The organism is Desulfonatronovibrio hydrogenovorans DSM 9292, from assembly GCF_000686525.1.
In the GTDB taxonomy this organism is placed as follows: Bacteria; Desulfobacterota; Desulfovibrionia; order Desulfovibrionales; family Desulfonatronovibrionaceae; genus Desulfonatronovibrio; species Desulfonatronovibrio hydrogenovorans.
The window spans coordinates 74460-92525 of sequence record NZ_JMKT01000008.1 but is presented as its reverse complement, the minus strand read 5'-3'; the positions used below and the strand labels follow the sequence as shown (position 1 = coordinate 92525).

The 18066-nt window shown below is 50.9% G+C and carries 12 protein-coding genes; 6 read left to right on the top strand and 6 right to left on the bottom strand.

What is annotated here, in order from left to right:
* Nucleotides 1–100 precede the first annotated feature (100 nt).
* The 3 genes from secA to P771_RS0101565 form a co-directional block, all read right to left on the bottom strand.
* The gene (gene secA, locus P771_RS0101575) at nucleotides 101–2608 is read right to left on the bottom strand and encodes a preprotein translocase subunit SecA (RefSeq protein WP_028573754.1); all 2508 of its coding nucleotides are present in this window, start codon (nucleotides 2606–2608) and stop codon (nucleotides 101–103) included.
* A 59-nt stretch (nucleotides 2609–2667) separates the two neighbouring features.
* A complete protein-coding gene (locus P771_RS0101570; protein WP_028573753.1) occupies nucleotides 2668–4719 on the bottom strand; it encodes a ribonuclease catalytic domain-containing protein in 2052 nt (683 codons plus the stop codon).
* A gap of 131 nt (nucleotides 4720–4850) precedes the next feature.
* A complete protein-coding gene (locus P771_RS0101565) occupies nucleotides 4851–6125 on the bottom strand; it encodes an IMP cyclohydrolase (protein ID WP_028573752.1) in 1275 nt (424 codons plus the stop codon).
* A gap of 217 nt (nucleotides 6126–6342) precedes the next feature.
* Between P771_RS0101565 and P771_RS0101560 the strand changes: the two genes are divergently transcribed.
* Nucleotides 6343–6645: a hypothetical protein gene (locus P771_RS0101560; RefSeq protein ID WP_028573751.1), complete on the top strand. Its 303-nt coding sequence runs from the start codon at nucleotides 6343–6345 to the stop codon at nucleotides 6643–6645.
* Here the strand turns inward: P771_RS0101560 and P771_RS18080 are convergent.
* Complete coding sequence (locus tag P771_RS18080) at nucleotides 6574–8031, bottom strand: MltF family protein (protein ID WP_051617034.1); 1458 nt, start codon at nucleotides 8029–8031, stop codon at nucleotides 6574–6576. The two genes, P771_RS0101560 and P771_RS18080, sit on opposite strands and share 72 nt — an antisense overlap.
* A 216-nt stretch (nucleotides 8032–8247) precedes the next feature.
* On the opposite strand from P771_RS18080, the gene P771_RS0101550 reads away from it, so the two are divergent.
* The 5 genes from P771_RS0101550 to P771_RS0101530 all read left to right on the top strand — a co-directional run bounded on the left by P771_RS0101550 (nucleotide 8248) and on the right by P771_RS0101530 (nucleotide 14700).
* Nucleotides 8248–9528, top strand: coding sequence for an adenylosuccinate synthase (locus P771_RS0101550; RefSeq protein WP_028573750.1), 1281 nt, complete (start codon nucleotides 8248–8250; stop codon nucleotides 9526–9528).
* Nucleotides 9529–9645: 117 nt separating this feature from the next.
* Nucleotides 9646–10473, top strand: a complete 828-nt coding sequence (locus tag P771_RS16080) for a DNA polymerase III delta subunit-related protein (protein ID WP_161635932.1) — start codon at nucleotides 9646–9648, stop codon at nucleotides 10471–10473.
* The gene (gene glgB, locus P771_RS0101540; protein ID WP_028573749.1) at nucleotides 10473–12356 is read left to right on the top strand and encodes a 1,4-alpha-glucan branching protein GlgB; all 1884 of its coding nucleotides are present in this window, start codon (nucleotides 10473–10475) and stop codon (nucleotides 12354–12356) included. Before P771_RS16080 ends, glgB begins: the two co-directional genes overlap by 1 nt.
* A complete protein-coding gene (gene malQ, locus P771_RS0101535; protein ID WP_028573748.1) occupies nucleotides 12356–13876 on the top strand; it encodes a 4-alpha-glucanotransferase in 1521 nt (506 codons plus the stop codon). The genes glgB and malQ overlap by 1 nt, the downstream gene beginning before the upstream one ends.
* Nucleotides 13873–14700: a hypothetical protein gene (locus P771_RS0101530; protein WP_028573747.1), complete on the top strand. Its 828-nt coding sequence runs from the start codon at nucleotides 13873–13875 to the stop codon at nucleotides 14698–14700. Before malQ ends, P771_RS0101530 begins: the two co-directional genes overlap by 4 nt.
* 27 nt (nucleotides 14701–14727) lie before the next feature.
* Here P771_RS0101530 and P771_RS0101525 read toward each other — a convergent pair whose 3' ends face one another.
* Nucleotides 14728–15531: a tetratricopeptide repeat protein gene (locus tag P771_RS0101525; RefSeq protein WP_028573746.1), complete on the bottom strand. Its 804-nt coding sequence runs from the start codon at nucleotides 15529–15531 to the stop codon at nucleotides 14728–14730.
* Nucleotides 15532–15581: 50 nt separating this feature from the next.
* A complete protein-coding gene (gyrA, locus tag P771_RS16075) occupies nucleotides 15582–18047 on the bottom strand; it encodes a DNA gyrase subunit A (RefSeq protein ID WP_035243775.1) in 2466 nt (821 codons plus the stop codon).
* Between the last annotated feature and the right edge of the window lie 19 nt (nucleotides 18048–18066).

Genomic DNA, 18066 nt, shown 5'->3' with positions numbered 1-18066 from the left:
ACCAGCCGGTCAGCTGCAGCAGACCAGATCCATCCGGGTTCAGTTTCTGCTGCGGTCAGGAGCTGAGCCCAGGTCTTTTGCCCAGCTGAAATGGAATATTTCAACCGCAGCACTTTTTATGTTTTTTTCCGCTCCCGCATGGGCAGGGATCGTTTCTACCGACTTTGGGCTCGGTCCTCTTGACAGTTTCTGGCTTGGCTGCCTTGCCTGTATCTGAGGGACCGCCGAATTTAAGGTTCTGCTGCTCTTTATGCTTAAACTCGTCTTCCTTGACCGCTTTCTGGATCCTCAGCCTGGTCACGGCCTTGAGGGTGTTCTCTTTGATTCTGTAGAGAAGATCCTCAAACATTTCAAAGCCTTCTCTCTTGTATTCCCGTTTTGGGTCCCGCTGGCCATACCCCCTGAGACCAATACCCTGCTTGAGATGATCCATGTTTAAGAGATGCTCTTTCCAGTTGCGGTCCAGACTTTCCAGCAGAAAGAAACGCAAAACTTCCTGATAATGATCCCCTGCATCCTCTTTCAGCTTGTCCAGGTGATCATTGACCGCTTTAAGACTCTCCTCCCTGGTGGGGATGTGTTCGTCCTCCATAAGCCGGGCAAGGTTGAAGACCTCCTCAAGCCTGCCCTTGAGCATGTCTTTTGTTTCCTGGTCGAGATTAACCGGGGCACCCTCACCCACAGGAGTGTAAACGTCCTCCATGATCTCTTCCACCACCTGATCCATGAGATCGCGGACATCCTCTGAACTCATGATCTCCCTGCGCTGGGCATAGATAACTTCCCGCTGCTGGTTCATGACATTGTCAAAATCAAGGAGCTGCTTGCGGATCTCAAAGTTATGGGCCTCTACCCTGGTCTGAGCGTTTTCAATGGCCCTGGAGATCATCTTGTTTTCAATGGCCTGACCATCCTCCATGCCGAGTTTGTCCATCAGCCCGGATATACGTTCAGACCCGAAAAGCCTGAGCAGGGTGTCGTCCAGGGCCAGGTAGAACCTGGATGAACCAGGATCACCCTGGCGGCCGGCCCTTCCCCGGAGCTGATTGTCAATACGTCTGCTCTCGTGCCGTTCAGTCCCCAGGATATGCAGTCCGCCCAGTTCGCGCACTCCCTCACCAAGGACGATGTCTGTTCCACGTCCGGCCATGTTGGTGGCCAGGGTGACCCGGCCCTTTTCACCGGCATGAGCGATTATCTCGGCTTCCTTTTCATGGTGTTTGGCATTGAGCACATCATGGGGAACCCGGGCCTTTTTGAGCATCCTGGAAATAAGTTCAGACCGTTCAATGGAAGTGGTACCCACCAGCACCGGCTGACCTTTTTCATGCAGGTGCTGAATCTCAAGGGCAATGGCCCTGAACTTTTCCTCCTGGGTCTTGTAAACCATGTCCGGAAAGTCTTTTCTGACCATGGGCTTGTGGGGCGGGATCACTATGACATCCAGGCCATATATCTCCTTGAACTCCACAGCCTCGGTATCGGCTGTTCCGGTCATGCCTGCCAGCTTGTCATACATGCGGAAATAGTTCTGAAAGGTAATGGAAGCCAGGGTCTGGTTCTCAGCCGCCACCTTGACCCCTTCCTTGGCTTCCAGGGCCTGGTGAAGGCCGTCGCTGAAACGCCTGCCCGGCATAAGCCGACCGGTAAACTCGTCAACGATTATTACCTGACCTTCCTTGACTATATAATCCACATCCAGGGCAAAGATATTATGGGCCTTGAGGGCCTGGAGCACATGATGCTGAAAAGTGATGTTTTCCGGATCAAAGAGATTCTCAATGTCCAGGATTTCTTCAACTTTCTGCACCCCCTCATCGGTCAGGGCCACGGTCTTGGCCTTTTCATCAACAGTAAAATCCCTGTCCTTCTTCAGTCGGGGAACTATGGAGTTGATCCGGTTGTAAAGGGATGTGGAATCCTCGGCCGGACCCGAGATGATCAGAGGAGTTCTGGCTTCATCAATGAGAATGGAGTCCACTTCATCCACAATGGCGTAGTTCAGCTCTCCCTGAACCAGCTGGTGGGAATAGAACTTCATATTATCCCTGAGATAATCAAATCCGAACTCATTATTGGTTCCGTAGGTCACGTCTGCTGAGTAGGACTTTCTTCGTTCCTCATCACTTAAACCATGAACAATGACCCCGACTTCAAGCCCCAGAAAATTGTACAGATTGCCCATCCACTGGGCATCGCGCCCAGCCAGGTAGTCATTGACCGTGATAATGTGCACCCCTTTACCGGACAGGGCGTTGAGCACCGCCGGCAGGGTGGCCACCAGGGTCTTGCCTTCACCGGTCTTCATCTCTGCGATCCGGCCCTCGTGCAGAGCAATTCCACCCATCAGCTGCACGTCAAAATGGCGCAGGCCAAGGGCCCGGACCGAACCTTCCCTGACCACGGCAAAAACGTGGGGCAGAAGGTCATCCAGCTTGGCTCCATTACCCACCTCTTCCTTCCAGGCAGCTATTCTCTGGCGCAGTTCGTCATCGCTCAGGGCCTTGATTTCGCTTTCCAGAGAGTTGATCCGCTCCACCATGGGCTCCAGCTTCTTGAGGTACCTCTCATTCTTGCTGCCAAAAATTTTTTTTACTATTCCAAACATTGCTCTTCCTTTTTCTCAATTTATCCACTTATGGCTTTTTCGGTCCAGGTCCTGGCCACTTATTCCTCCCAGGCCTCCAGCACACTTATTTCATTATTCAACGGGTCAATCCTGCCCAGTCTCAGCCTGAAAGTCTGGCCGATTCTGGTCTTGCCTCCGAACAGATCGTGGCCAGCCCGGACCATGATCAGTTCCCTGGGCAGGGAAAGAACAACAAAAGGGCCGCTGTTGTCCACCACCACTGCAGGCCAGGTCATGGTCTTGCAGTTCTGCTTGAAATACACCAGCTTCCAGTATCTGGGCCTGAACCTCTGAATCTGGGAAACCTGGGCCATCCTGGCGTTGAATCCGGCCAGGGAGGCATTCATTTCCTCCCCGGTCAGGACCGGGCTGGATTTGTCCAGATATCCCAGGAGCTGGAGCTGATTGACCAGGTCGGTGTACCTTCTCAAGGGAGATGTTACCGGTGCATAGCAGGCTGCTCCCAGAGACCGGTGCTGCCTGGGCGCTGTTTCGGTCAGGGTGGCACCCATGGACCTGATTATCTGGTAGATATCCTCTGGCCTGGACCACACTCCGCAGAAGTCTTTGGGCAGGGCTATGTCCTGGGTCCGGTAGTACAGGGGAATACCCCTTTCTGCAGCCCAGGCCGCCAGCCTGGTGTTGGCCAGGATCATAAACTCGGAAACAATCAGCTGGGCACCCGGGCAGGCTGGTTTTTCCTCCACCCTGACCCTGGTCCGGCTGCCATCCTTTTCAAGATATATCCCGGGGTCATTCTGCTCAATTATGACAGCTCCATGTTCAATCCTTTTGGACCTCAGGATATCAGCCAGGACATGGGCCTCAGCCATTTGTCCGGAATTCCGGGAAAGTTCTTCTTCCACATGCTCATAGGTCAGGTTGGAATCCACTTGGACCCAGTCCATGGTCACCTTAAAATCCCTGACCTGCCCATCACGGTCAATGCAGAACTTCAAAATCATGGCAGGTCTTGGCTTGTCCTGAACCAGGCTGAAAAGATCTTCAGCCAGTACCCTGGGGAGCATGTTGCTGGTACCCTCAGGCAGGTACAGGCTGGTGGTCCGGCCGGCCACCGCCCTGTCCAGTTCTGAACCTGGCTCCCAAAACAGGGCCGGACAGGCCAGGGCCAGGGTCAGGTTGAATCCATCCTGTCCTGGGCAGAGCTGAAAGGCATCGTCAATATCCCTGGTGGACCCGGAATCTATGCTGACCAGACCAGTCACTGCAGGTGCCCGGGCCTGGTCTTCAAAGTCCGTTTTGATCCTCTTTATGGCCTCTGAATGCTCTTTTTCCCAGGAGTCGTCCCAGGTGTAGCCGACCTGATCCAGAAGATAATTATGATGGGGGGAGTAAATTCCCCAGATCCTGCCCAGCAGAAAAGCCAGGTTCGGATCCTGGGGAAGCCCTGTGGTCACCTTGGTCCAGACCTCCTGGGTCTCTGAGTCATCCGGATTTTTAATCCTGGTGACAATAAGGTTTTTCAGGCTGTCCCTGGCATCAGGATCATCAAGCCCGGGCAAAGGGCCTTTTTTTACTCCAGCATCCCACAGGGACTTGAAAAAATCCCGGCCAATGCTGACCAGCCTTTCCTTTTCCCTGGCAATCCTTTCCTGCTCAAGGCGGACCTGCACCACTTCCTGGGGGTATATTTCAAATTCCGGCGGACTGAACTTGAAATGAGCCCTGGTCTGAAGCATGGTTCTGCCCAGGGCGGCCACCTGGTCCGAAGCAGGTTCACTCCAGATGAGACTGGCAAACCAGCTGACCCCGGCCTGGCTGATTTCTCCCTGAGCCATTTCCCAGACCTCAAGAATATCTATCCCTTCCTGCTCAACTGATCTTTTCCGGTTATGCTCTTTTAACAGTCCCAGTATGTCCTCTCTGGACATATTGGCCCCATAGCATGGACCCATCCATGGCAGGATCCTGGAAACCGGAAGTTTGACCTCGCGCTGATTAATGTTCAGGGTCCTGACCCTGGAACCCTGGACTTCCAGGATCCAGGCCGGGATGGGCTGATTGTTCTGCAGGTATTCTATGATCAGACCTGGTCTGACTTCCTCCCTGACTGATTCTGTTTTACTCACTGACTGTCTTTTCTTTGAAGTAATTGGTCAAGTAATGCAAGCAGGCAGCCTCTGGCAGGCATCCGGACCACTTGTGCCAGGCTTGATTCAGCCCGAGAAGACCGGATGCAGGACAGGCTTATGAAAACCGCTTAATGCCTGAAGGATCTCTGGCCGGTAAAGACCATGGCCACCTGGGGAACAGCCTCATTAACCGCCTGGATCACCTCAATATCCCTGATGGATCCACCGGGCTGGGCAATGGCAGTGATGCCCTGGTCCACAGCCAGATCCACCCCGTCCCTGAAGGGAAAAAAACCGTCGGAAACCAGCACTGAACCCGGCAGACCGCCCCTGGCCTGACTGGTACTGGCTGTAATTTCTTCCAGATCATCTTTGGCTGCAGAGTCATTCAGAGCCCTTTGTCTAAGCTGGTAAATTGACTCCTGGTTTTTCTCAAAAGCCAAAAGATCAGAATATTTTGTATAGGCCTTGCTGATGGTCAGATCAACGCAGCCAACCCGGTCCTGCTCCCCGGTACCGATGGACACGGTCCGTCCATTTTTGGCAAAAATAACCGAGTTGGAGGTTACTCCGGCTTCAACTGCCCAGGCAAAAACAAGGTCCTCCATTTCCCGCTGGTCAGGAGTTCTGGCGGTCACTTCCTGGCCATCCCGCACTGCTGTGGCCGGCAGGAAATCCTCCGGGGCAAGGATCCTGTTGGAAAAAGACAGCTGGACAATCATTCCCCCATCGGTCAGGGACTTGATATCCAGAAACGGACGGCCCAGGAACTCTTCAAGACGGCCCAGCCCAGGCATTTTTAAAATCCGCAGATTCTTCTTTTTCTGGAGTATTTCCAGGGCACCGGACTCAAAGTCCGGTGCAGCCACCACTTCCAGATAGTTTCCAGCCATAAATTCGGCTGAATCCTTGTCCACAGGTCTGTTCATGACAATGGCCCCGCCAAAGGCGGCAATTCTGTCGGAAAAAAAGGCGTTTTCAACTGCCTGGAACAGTCCCTGGTCGGACCAGGCAGCTCCGCAGGGGTTGTTGTGCTTGAGGATCACTGCAGCCGGCTTGGCGGTCAGGTATTGAAGAATGTTGAGGCCGTTATCCACATCAGTCAGATTGGTCTTGCCCGGATGTTTTCCAGCCTGGATCATATTATCTTCTTTTAGAGATGAAACAAGCTTGAACTCTCCGGATCTCAACCTTACCCCGCCCAGCTCCAGGGAGCCCTCTACAGGCTCATAAAGGGCTGCAGGCTGATCAGGGTTCTCTCCGTACCTGAGTCCTTTTTCCTGTCCGTCAATGATCCAGGTCCTTTTCCTGAATTTCAATTCCTGGTCCCCGATCCTGACACTCATTTCTTGCGGAAATGAGTCTTTATGGATATCCTTGTACATGTTTTTCAGATCTTTCACCTATCGATCTCCTGTGATGGATTGTATGAAAATTCAAAGAATTCGCCTTCACCAGCCCGGGATCAGGCTTAACACAGGCCCGTTCAGGGGGCAAATACTTTGCCCCCTGTTCCGGGCTGACTGCCTGGGCACTGCCCGGCAGTTACTCCGGCTCCAGAGAGGAACGAACTGCCGGACCATATTTTAACCCTGCCTGTAAAAAGAGGAAATAGAGCACATGGAAAAAATTCTCAAAAAAATGGCTGAGCAGCTGGGCAGCCTGGATGAAGCCTCACTCATCAATCTCTGGGACAAATACTATGAAAAGGTCCAGAAGTTCACTCCCAGCAAAAAATGGGAAGAAGACATCCTGGTTTTGTCACTTATCCAGTCGGTCCGCTGGAAAAATCAGCTTTTCAACCATTGCCTTGCCCGCCAGTCTCAACAGGAAAAGCCTGAGGAAGAAAAATCAGTCCGGCCAGTTGTCCGGGACAAAACCAAGAAATCCGCCAAGGTGCTCGACTTCAGGCCGAGAAATTGAAATCATTCCATAAAGCAGATAATAATAAAACCTGATATTTTCCACAAAGGTAACCGCTTCAAATCCTCTGGCGTATCCCCTGGGCAGAGTTTCAAAATACCTTCGGTAGCTCAGCAGGGGATATACCTCTTTGAGCCCAGTCCAGCTCCGGCTGCTTTTATTCTCCCGTCTGGCCAGTTCCATGGCATCATAAAGATGGCCCAACCCCTGATTATAGGCAGCCAGGGTAAAAAACCACTTGTCCCAGGATGTGACTCCCATGTCTTCAACCCGTTCCAGGAGAAAATCCAGGTACATGGCTCCGCCCATTATGCTCTGTTCCGGATCAAGCCTGTTCTGAACACCCAGAAAATCTGCCGTATCCAGGGTCAGCTGCAGCAGCCCCCGGACCCCGGTCCTGCTCTCAGCCTCGGGATCAAAGTGGGATTCCTGATAAATAAGGGCCACCAGGAGCAGAGGGTCAATGCCATAAATCCTGGAGGCTTCCAGTATGGTCTCGGCATAAAGGGGAAGGCGGCTTTCAATGGCCCTGACAAAATGACGGATCTGATAACTGTCCTGCTCAGAAGGAAAAAAGCCAAAGTACCTGTCCTTTAAATCCAGAAAATCCGGATTATCCTCCATGTCCTCCCAGAACCGGACAAAAAGCTTGTCCAGATCCCGGTATTTTGCGCTCCAGAGCCAGGCGTAATGGTAATCCGTGTCAAAGGAGTAGGTGCGATGTACTTCAGGGAAAAAACCATGCCAGAGCTTAAAATTAAGCTTGTCCACCAGTCCGAAACGGTTTTCCCGGTCTGCCAGGAGGGCAAAAAGATTCTGACCTGAACCAGGTGAGGGCGTCAGGGATATCTCGCAACCAAGCTCACTCTCCAGCCTGCTGATTTTACTGGAGAGAACCTGTTTAGGCGGGATAACCACCCGGTTTGAACACAGATCAGCAATGCTTCTCAAAGGAAACCGCCACTGGTGATGAGTCACCATGAACTGGTTGCTCAGATATCCCGGCCCCCTGGTCACTCTGTCCCATCCGGCATCCTGGTTAATGGCTTCGGATATAAAAAGCTGTCCCCGGCCTGACTGGAGCATGCCCAGTCCCTCATTAAAGCTCTCCACCCTGATCCATCTGGCCTTGAATCCGTTCTGAGCACAAAAACGGGCCACCAGCTCCTTTTCAAAGCCTGGCCCGTAAGGACTCAGACTTCCCATGACCCGGTCAGAATCCTGATAAATTACATACAGGGTATCCCGGGACCAGTAGTTGGCCTGGAAATATAAATACCCAACGACCAGACACACCTGGATAAGCACAAGCACAGCCAGAAGTCTTTTCTGTCTCTTGGTTCCGTCTTTTTTCTGATGATTGTCCAAAGCTGGCCATCTCTGCATGATAATTTGCAATCACTGGCAGTATCAGATGTCCTGAAGCCACTGCCTTTTCAAGGGCCCGGACAGATCCGGACCAAAAAAAGCCAGCATAATATATATTGTCTTTGACCCTGGATGGCAAACTTTTATTTGGCTGTTTAATTGACTTTGGATTCGGCGTATTTTAGAAAATAAGGCTATTTGCAAAAAAATCAGCCGGCTTTTTTGGAGGAACTCATGTCCAACATGATTGTTTTCGGAACCCAGTGGGGGGACGAGGGAAAAGGAAAAATAGTTGATATTCTTACAGAAGACGCGCACATGATCGTCCGATACCAGGGGGGGAACAATGCCGGGCACACCCTGGTCACCCATGGAAAAACATTCATCCTGCACCTGATCCCTTCAGGAATTCTCCATCCAGATAAAATCTGTCTCATTGGAAACGGGGTAGTCCTGGATCCTGAAGTCTTTTGTCAGGAAATCGACAAGCTGGGTGCCTCCGGTATATCCATCACCCCTGAACGGCTGGCCATCAGCAAAAAAACCCACCTGATCATGCCTTATCACAAAGCCCTGGACCAGGCCAGGGAGGCAGCCAAATCCGGACAAGACAAGATCGGCACCACAGGCAGGGGGATCGGACCATGCTATGAGGACAAAATGGCCCGCATTGGGATCAGGGCCGGGGATCTCCAGGATCTGGAACTTGTAAGGGAAAAGATCAGCAAGGCCCTGGTGGAGAAGAATTCTCTTCTAAAGACCCTTTACGGACAAGAACCCGTGGACCATCAGCAGGTTTTTGAACACATTCAGGGTCTGGCTGCCAGGCTGGTCCCTTTTCTGGCTGATGTGTCCGAAAAAATTCAGCAGGCCGCAGAAAACGGAAAATCCGTGCTCTTTGAAGGAGCCCAGGGGGTTCAGCTGGATATTGATCATGGTACCTACCCTTTTGTGACCTCCTCCAACACGGTTACCGGCAATGCTTCAGCCGGAGCAGGATATCTCTACAGCATGAGCCGGGTCATAGGTGTGGTCAAGGCCTACACCACCCGGGTGGGACAGGGCCCTTTCCCCTGTGAACAGGATAATGAATTTGGCAGTCATATGCAGGAAAAAGGAGCAGAGTTCGGCTCCACCACAGGACGCAGGAGACGGTGCGGCTGGCTGGATCTGGTCATCCTCCGGGAGGCGGTCAGGCTGTGCGGTCCCACTGAAATAGCCCTGACCAAGCTTGATGTCTTAAGCGGTCTGAAGACCATCCGGGTCTGCACCGGATACAAATACCAGGATCGGACCATCCTTTATCCACCCCAGGAGGAAAACTCCATGGCTGGGGTAACTCCCGTCTATGAAGACCTGCCAGGATGGGATACGGACATCAGCTCCATCAAGTCCTGGAAAGATATGCCTGAAAACGCAAAAAACTATGTCAAGGCCATTGAGAAACATTTAAATATCAGGGTTTCTCTGATTTCTGTTGGTCCTGACCGGGATCAGACCATCCGGATCAGTTAATCCGCCTGATCTGATTGAATAAGCTTTTCCGGCCCGGTCCGGCAGAATTGGACCGTCCTGATTTAAATGATCAGGAACAGGTTTACCCAGCCCCGGGTTTGGTATATTAACCAGTGCATGCAGCCAAGTCAGGTAATAGAGCAACAGCCCCGCATCGTTTCTTTGCTGGGCAGACTTAAGTCCTCCCCTCCCGGCTGTCTGCTCCTGGAAGGCGGATCATCCCTGGAAAGAAAGAACCTGGCCCTTTACTGGGCCATGTCCCTGAACTGCTCCCTGGTCAATGGACCCTGTCTGGAATGCAAAACCTGCATTCAGACCGGGCAGGAAGTTTTCAGAGATCTGATTTATCTTGATCCAGAGGAAAAACTGGGGATTGATCAAATCCGGGAGCTTCGCCCGATTTTTTCCCAGAAGCCACATATCAAATGGCGGATAATCATCATTGCTGAGGCCCAGCTTTTAAATGCCGAATCAGCCAACGCTCTTTTGAAGTCCCTTGAAGAACCATGTCCTGGCAACAGTTTTGTCCTGCTCACCCCCCAGCGCCAAAGCCTTTTTCCTACCCTGGTCTCCAGGAGTTTTACTTTGAGTTTGAGTTGTCAGCCTCAGGTCCGGCTGGACCAGGAAGCTAAGGAATCCTTTTTGGCACTGATGCATTTCATTCGAACCGGGCAGGGGTTCATCAGCAGTTCTGCGGGCAAAGGCAGCTTCAGCTCTGGCCAGGCCGGCATCATCCTTTCCAGGTGCAGACAGGAAATCATTTCCGGCGCCCTTAACCAGGACCGGGATAATCCCTTTTCCCTGTTATCTGCTCCTGAACGGCACAGTATTTCCAGAATACTGCAAAGGGCTGAACAGTCCCTTAACTTCAAAGTCAGGCCGGACCTGGTAGTGGAGTGGCTGGCCGTAAACCTGTGGAAAACCATGTCGTCAGGGGAAAGATGATGTTTACTGAACAAGATATTTACCTGTTCAAGGAAGGAAGGCATTTCAATCTGTACCGTCATCTCGGAGCCCAGGTCATAACTCACGGCGGAGTCCGGGGAACATATTTCGGAGTCTGGGCTCCCAATGCCCAATCCGTGGCGGTCATGGGGGACTTCAACTACTGGAACCACAGAACCCATGAACTAAACCCCAGAAGCGACGGATCCGGAATCTGGGAAGGCTATGTGTCCAGGGCCATGCCCGGGCAGAACTATAAATTCCACATCAGATCCAGATTCAATAACTACCAGGTGGACAAGGGCGATCCCTTTGCCTTTTTCTGGGAAACATCCCCTAAAACTGCATCCAAGATCTGGAAGATGGACTACACCTGGAAGGATGATCAGTGGATGGAAAAAAGAGGGGAAATAAACCGGCTGGACAGACCCCTGGCCATCTATGAAATGCATCTTGGATCATGGAAAAGGGACCCGGGCGACCCCTCCCGCTTTTTGACCTATCTGGAACTGGCCGACACTCTTCCGGCTTATCTCAGTCAAATGGGATATACCCATGTTGAATTTCTGCCCATCTGTGAGCATCCCTTTTACGGTTCCTGGGGCTATCAGGCTCTGGGTTTTTTTGCTCCATCCAGTCGTTACGGCACACCCCAGGACTTTATGCAGCTTATTGACCGGCTGCATCAGCACGATATCGGGGTCATCCTGGACTGGGTTCCATCCCACTTTCCCACAGATGAATACGGGCTGGGCTATTTTGACGGGACCCATCTTTATGAGCATATGGACCCGCGCAAGGGATTTCATCCTGACTGGAAAAGTTTCATTTTTAATTACGGCCGGAATGAGGTGGTCAATTTTCTCATCAGCAGCGCCCTGTTCTGGCTGGACAAATACCATATCGACGGGCTCAGGCTGGATGCCGTGGCCTCCATGCTTTATCTGGATTATTCCCGGGAAGACGGGGAATGGATCCCCAATGAATTCAGCGGAAGGGAGAACCTGGAGGCAATCGAGTTTCTCAAGCTCCTGAACAGTGCTGTTTACCGGAATTTTCCCGATACCCAGACCTTTGCCGAGGAATCAACATCCTGGCCCATGGTTTCCAAGCCAACCTATGTCGGAGGCCTGGGCTTCGGGTACAAGTGGAACATGGGCTGGATGAACGATACGTTGAGCTACATGGAGAATGACCCCATCCACCGCAGATTCCACCATAACCAGATGACCTTCAGCATCTGGTACGCCTACTCGGAAAACTTTATTCTGCCCCTGTCCCATGATGAAGTGGTTCACGGCAAAGGATCCCTGCTGAACAAAATGCCCGGGGACAGCTGGCAGAAATTCGCCAATCTCCGGCTGCTGCTGGGATACATGTATGCCCATCCCGGCAAAAAACTCACCTTCATGGGCACTGAATTCGGGCAATGGTCAGAATGGGATCATGACCAGAGCCTGGACTGGCACCTTCTGGACATTGAGCCCCATCAGCAGCTGATGCAATGGATGAAGAGGCTCAACCATTTTTACCGGAACAATTCCCAGTTTCATGAACTGGACTTCTCCCAGGAAGGTTTTGCCTGGATTGACTGCCATGATGCCGACAACAGTGTTTTGTCCTTTTTACGCTATAGTTCAAAAGCAAATCCAATTCTGGTCCTGGCCAACTTCACCCCGGTTCCCAGGCCAGAATACCGGCTTGGGGTTCCAGGACCCGGGCCATGGAAAGAAGTCCTGAACAGTGACTGGCTTGAGTTTGGAGGTTCTGGAGTAGCCAACAGTGATCCGCTTCCAGCTGAAAATATTTCTTTTCACGGTTACAGCCATTCCCTGTGTCTGTGCCTGCCCCCGCTGAGCATAGTCTACCTGGAGACCAGCTGATGGGCCGGTGCAGCGGTATCCTCCTGCATATATCCTCCCTGCCTTCCAGGTTCGGCATCGGTGATTTTGGGCCCGAGGCATACAATTTTATCGACTTTCTGAACAGGACCGGACAAAAAATCTGGCAAATCCTGCCCTTGAATCCTACAACACCAGGCACGGGTAATTCTCCTTATTCCAGCTACAGTGCCTTTGCCGGAAATCCCCTGTTCATCGATCCCTTATCTCTGGTGGAAACAGGAGTCATTCCTGCCGGCGATCTTGGTCAGATACCCGCCTTTCCCAGAGAAAGGGCAAACTATGACCTGGCCTGGAAGTACAAAAAAGAAGTTCTGGACAAAGCATTTTTCCGAAATATGGAGCACATTGAAAGCGACCCGGGATTCATTCTTTTCTGTCAAAACAACCAGTTCTGGCTGGATGATTTTGCTGTTTTCAGTGCTCTGAAAACACGGTTCAATGGTGCTCCCTGGTATGCGTGGCCGGAAAATGCCAGATTCAAGAACCAGGATCAGATCAGATTCATCAATAATAATTTTGAAGAACTGGTGCTCAAGAAAAAATACTGGCAGTATCTTTTCTTTTCCCAATGGGCCAGATTAAAGACCTATGCCAACAATGCCAGCATCATTATCTTCGGAGATCTACCCATATACGTCAGCCTGGACAGCTGTGACATCTGGGCCCATCCTGACCTGTTTATGCTGGATCAAGCCAACCTGCCCACCCAAGTGGCTGGAGCCCCACCTGATTATTTCAGTAAGACAGGGCAGTTATGGGGAAACCCCCTTTATGACTGGGAGGCCTGCGCTGAGCAGGACTACCATTGGTGGCGGAAAAGAATTGAGCAGAACCTGGTCATGTTCGACCTGCTCCGGTTTGATCATTTCCGGGGATTTGCCGCCTATTGGAGCATTGATGCCAAGGAAAAAACCGCAATCAACGGCCAATGGAAAACCGGTCCAGGAGCAGAATTTCTGTCCAGGATCATGGACTATTTTTCACCGGCCCAGTTTGTTGCCGAGGATCTTGGACACATCACCTCTGATGTCCTTGAGCTCAGGGACTCTTTCAATCTGCCGGGCATGAAGATCCTCCAGTTTGCCTTTGGCCCGGACATGCCTGCCAATCCATATATTCCCCATAATCATGTCCATAATTGTGTGGTCTATCCAGGGACCCATGACAACAATACCGTCAAAGGCTGGTTCATGAACGAACTGGATGACCCTGCCCTGGCCCGCCTTCAGGAGTATCTGGGCAAAGACATCACTCTGGAAAACATATCCAGGGAGATGATCCGGGCAGCCATGGCTTCACCAGCCAGATTCTGCGTCATACCCATACAGGATGTCCTGGATCTTGGACCGGAATCCCGGATGAACAGGCCCTCAACAGCCGACGGAAACTGGGAATGGCGGATGTTGCCTGATCTGATGAATCAGGATATAGAAGAATATCTGCAAAGATTTACCTACATCTACGGAAGAGCAAACAACAGCCAAGGAGAGTCCGGGTGAACGCCTTTCGAGTCATCTTTCTGACCCTTGTATTTGCCCTGTGCATGCTTTTTCTGGTTCAGAACAGCCAGGTCCTGGGAAGCAGGGCTGAAATATTCCTTGATCTGGGATGGGTCAGGCTGATTTCCCCTGAAACAGCCATTTATATCTTTGTCTTTCTGTGTCTGTTAGCAGGGATTATTTTCGGGGTCATGACCTTCAGCCCGGGAAACAGAGAGGCCAGGATTAAACTCAAAGAGTCTAAAGACAGGATCAGAAATCTGACCAGGGAGATCAAAGAAATGCAGAAAAAAGAAGACATTCAGGAAGAAGTATCCAAAGAAAACCAGGAAGAAGACATTCAAGCTGAACAGACCAGGGATGAACCTGTTTCATCAGAAATCTCCAGCCCACCTCCAAAATCCGGAAACACTGCTGGAAAGGCAGCTCTTGCCGGAGTAGTTGCGATTTTTGTTTTACTCTCAGTGTTCTATTTTTATGTGGATCAGAAAATTGCCGGATTTCAGGATGGTTTTGATCAGGCAGTCACCCAGGCAGATGATGCAAAACAAAGAATTGTCGATCTTGACCGCGAAAATGCTGAACTCAGAGAACAGCTGTCTCTTCTGGCCAGTCAGGCTGAGAAGCAGGAACAGGAACTGGCCAAACTCCATGACCTTCCTGGACAGACCATAAACTATCTGACCCTGCTGGTGCTTGGAGAGTATTCCTCAGGACTTTCACAGCTCATGGAAAGTGCCTCCACTGACCAGGATCGTCATTACCTGGAAGAAGTTATCAAGTCCATTGAAGCAGCCCGGAAGCACTTCATGGATTCCAGATAAGAGCAGTCAAAACAACTGCTGCGGATTTCAGGGAATGTCTGGGGCCCTCATTCTGATGACCATGGGGTTGGGATGAACCAGCTCAAGTTTATCAAGCACTGCTGATGCGTTTTGGTGATCTTCAAGGATGAGCAGGGAATCATACAGGAGCATTCCGGCTTTGACCCGCAGATTCTGTTCTGAATCGGAATAAAAGGCATTCTGGAGATAATGGGTTGCCTGTTTCAGATCACCAAGGTGAAAGTAGGATCTGCCAAGATAGTATTCTATTAGTCCGCAACCACCATCCTGGCAATCCAGGAAAGTCTCCCTGGCCTGGTAAAGAATATCCCTGGCCTTTCTAAAGTCCCGCTGGGCAGAGTATACCGCAGCTAGACGTTCGTGAGAGATAAGGTTCTTTTTTTCGCTTCCTGCTATTTCCAGAGATCTTTCCAGGACTTCAACGCTGGCTTCAAATCTTTTCTGACGGGAATAGAGTTCCCCCATCCTGATCAACACAGACCATAACTTATCCTGATTGTCCTGGTATTCAACGCTCATGGACCTCAGAATACTGAGTCCTCGTTCCAGGTCTCCTCCAATGTCAAGCTGAATCTGAAGAAGCCTTTCCCAGGCCAAGATTCTTTTCTCAGAATTCTGCTCTTTTTCCAGGAACAGTTCGTAACCATGCACAGCCTCATTCAGCCTGCCCGAGGCAAAGGCATGTTCAGCCTGATTAAAGTAATCGCTGCGGCCCTGCCCGTTGAAACAGGAAATCAGAGCCGGCACAATCAGAACTGCCAGGACAAAGGGGATGGACATTTTAGCTTTGATAATCTGGCCTGTGATCATGTCCTGTCCCCTTATCAGGAAATTAATCTGTCAGCTTAATGCGGAAAAAATCAATCATATCCGTGCTCTTCAGCCTCTGACCTTGACGGAGATCCCAGCTGGTTTTCCTGGATGATCATATCAAAGCAGATCACCTTCTGACCATCTTCAAGGTTGACCATTTTCACCCCCTGGGTGGATCGTCCCACCTGCCTAATGTCAGCCGCGCTGACCCGGATGATCTTATTGGCCGAAGTAAATATGATCAGTTCATCATTGTCCGACAAAAGCATGGAACCCACTACCGGACCAGTCTTGGAGGTGACCTTCATATTGATCAGGCCTTTGCCCCCTCTGGACTGAATTCTGTACATGTCCAGACTGGTCTTTTTGCCGAAACCCTTTTCGGAAATGGTAAACAGATCGGTTCTGTCCTCGCCGTTGGTAATAACCACTGAAACCACCTGGTCGGATTTTCTCAGAGAAATGCCTTTAACCCCAGAAGCTACTCTGCCCATGGATCTTATTTCATTACAGGCAAAATGAATGGCAAATCCATCCCTGGTGGACAAGACTATTCTGGCGTCCTGGGTTATGACCCTGACTCCGATGAGTTCGTCTCCCTCCCTGAGATTGACAGCAATAAGCCCTAAGGATCTAAGATTTTTATACAGCTCCACAGCAGACTTTTTGACTATTCCCCTCTTGGTGACAAACAGGAAAAAATCATCTTTGTTCATGGTCCGTTCAGAAAGGGCGGTGGCAATGTATTCATCCCCGGACAGGGGCAGAAGATTATTGATGTGCACTCCCCTGGCGGTCCTGCTGCCTTCGGGTATTTCGTATGCCTTGAGCTTATAGGCCTTGCCTTTGTTGGAAAAAAGATAGATATCCTGGTGGTTGCTGGTGGTGATCAGAGTTGAAATAAAATCCTTCTCTGAGACGTTGGCTCCGGCAATTCCCTTGCCGCCTCTTTTCTGCTGGTGATAAAATTCCAAAAGGGTTCTCTTGATGTAGCCCTTTCTGGACATGGTCAGGACCACGTCCTGATCAGGAATCATGTCCATGATATCGATGTCGTCGGGATTTTTCTCCAGAATGATGGATTTTCTCGGACTGGCATAGACTTTTTTCAGTTCAGTCAGCTCGTCCCTGATAACGGTTTTAAGAACCTGAATATTTTCCAGAATGCTTTTAAGATACTCTATCTTTTTGAGCAGCTCCCGGTATTCTTCTAAAAGCTTTTCCCGTTCCAGGTTAGTCAGCCTCTGCAGTCTCATGTCCAGAATGGCCTGGGCCTGGACAGAGCTGAGTTTAAAGGCGGAAATAAGCTTTTCCTTGGCCTGGGCAGGGGTAGTGGAAGAGCGGATCAGTCTGACCACTTCATCGATATTGTCCAGGGCTATCTGCAGGCCTTCAAGAATATGCGCTCTGTGCTCGGCCTTTTCCAGATCATACCTCGACCTCCGGATGATGACCTCTTTGCGGTGCTCCAGAAAGTGTTCAAGAACATCCTTGAGATTAAGGAGCTGGGGTCTGTTGTTGACCACAGCCATCATATTGATGCCGAAGCTTGTTTCCAGAGCGGTCAGCTTATAAAGCTTATTGATGATTACATCAGGGATTGATCCCTTTTTCAGGTCAATAACTATCCTTATGCCGGTCCGGTCGGATTCATCCCTGAGGTCTGAAATGCCCTCGATCTTCTTTTCATTGACCAGCCCGGCTATTTTCTCCACCAGGTTGGACTTGTTCAGGGCAAAGGGTATCTCGGATATTATTATGGAATCCTGGTTCTTGTTTTTGGATTCAACATCAACCCTGGACCTGATCTTGAAACTCCCTCTCCCGGTTTCATAGGCCTCCCTGATTCCCTTCATATTGTAGATATAGGCCCCGGTGGGAAGATCTGGGGCTTTAATCAGAGACATCAGATCCTGGACACTGGACTGGGGCTTATCCAAAAGGTGCAGAAGACCGTCCACCACCTCCCCCAGGTTGTGAGGCGGAATATTGGTGGCCATGCCCACTGCTATCCCTGAACTGCCGTTGATGAGAATATTTGGAACCTTGGTGGGAAGGACTTCAGGCTCATACAGAGTGTTGTCGTAGTTGGGCCTGAAGTTGACGGTCTTTTTTTCAATGTCACCAAGAAATTCACCTGCCAGCCTGGACATCCTGGCTTCAGTGTATCTCATGGCAGCTGGTGCGTCACCGTCTATTGAGCCGAAGTTTCCCTGTCCATCCACAAGGGGATCGCGCATATTAAAGTCCTGGGCCATGCGGACCAGGGCGTCATAAACGGCTGAATCACCATGAGGGTGGTATTTACCAATAACGTCACCCACCACTCTGGCCGATTTTTTGTATGGACGGTTATAGGAATTTCCCAGCTCGTGCATGGCGTAGAGTATCCGGCGGTGAACCGGCTTGAGTCCGTCACGGACATCCGGTATGGCCCGACCGATGATCACGCTCAGGGAATACTCCAGGTATGATTTCTTTATTTCTTGTTCAATGGAAATATTATTATTCACAGGCAGGTATCTCCGACGA

Excerpts from the sequence above, each read along its gene's own strand:
- secA (WP_028573754.1), bottom strand. The coding sequence starts at position 2,608 with ATGTTTGGAATAGTAAAAAAAATTTTTGGCAGCAAGAATGAGAGGTAC.
- P771_RS0101560 (WP_028573751.1), top strand. The coding sequence starts at position 6,343 with ATGGAAAAAATTCTCAAAAAAATGGCTGAGCAGCTGGGCAGCCTGGAT.
- P771_RS18080 (WP_051617034.1), bottom strand. The coding sequence starts at position 8,031 with ATGCAGAGATGGCCAGCTTTGGACAATCATCAGAAAAAAGACGGAACC.
- P771_RS0101550 (WP_028573750.1), top strand. The coding sequence starts at position 8,248 with ATGTCCAACATGATTGTTTTCGGAACCCAGTGGGGGGACGAGGGAAAA.
- P771_RS16080 (WP_161635932.1), top strand. The coding sequence starts at position 9,646 with ATGCAGCCAAGTCAGGTAATAGAGCAACAGCCCCGCATCGTTTCTTTG.
- glgB (WP_028573749.1), top strand. The coding sequence starts at position 10,473 with ATGTTTACTGAACAAGATATTTACCTGTTCAAGGAAGGAAGGCATTTC.
- malQ (WP_028573748.1), top strand. The coding sequence starts at position 12,356 with ATGGGCCGGTGCAGCGGTATCCTCCTGCATATATCCTCCCTGCCTTCC.
- P771_RS0101525 (WP_028573746.1), bottom strand. The coding sequence starts at position 15,531 with ATGATCACAGGCCAGATTATCAAAGCTAAAATGTCCATCCCCTTTGTC.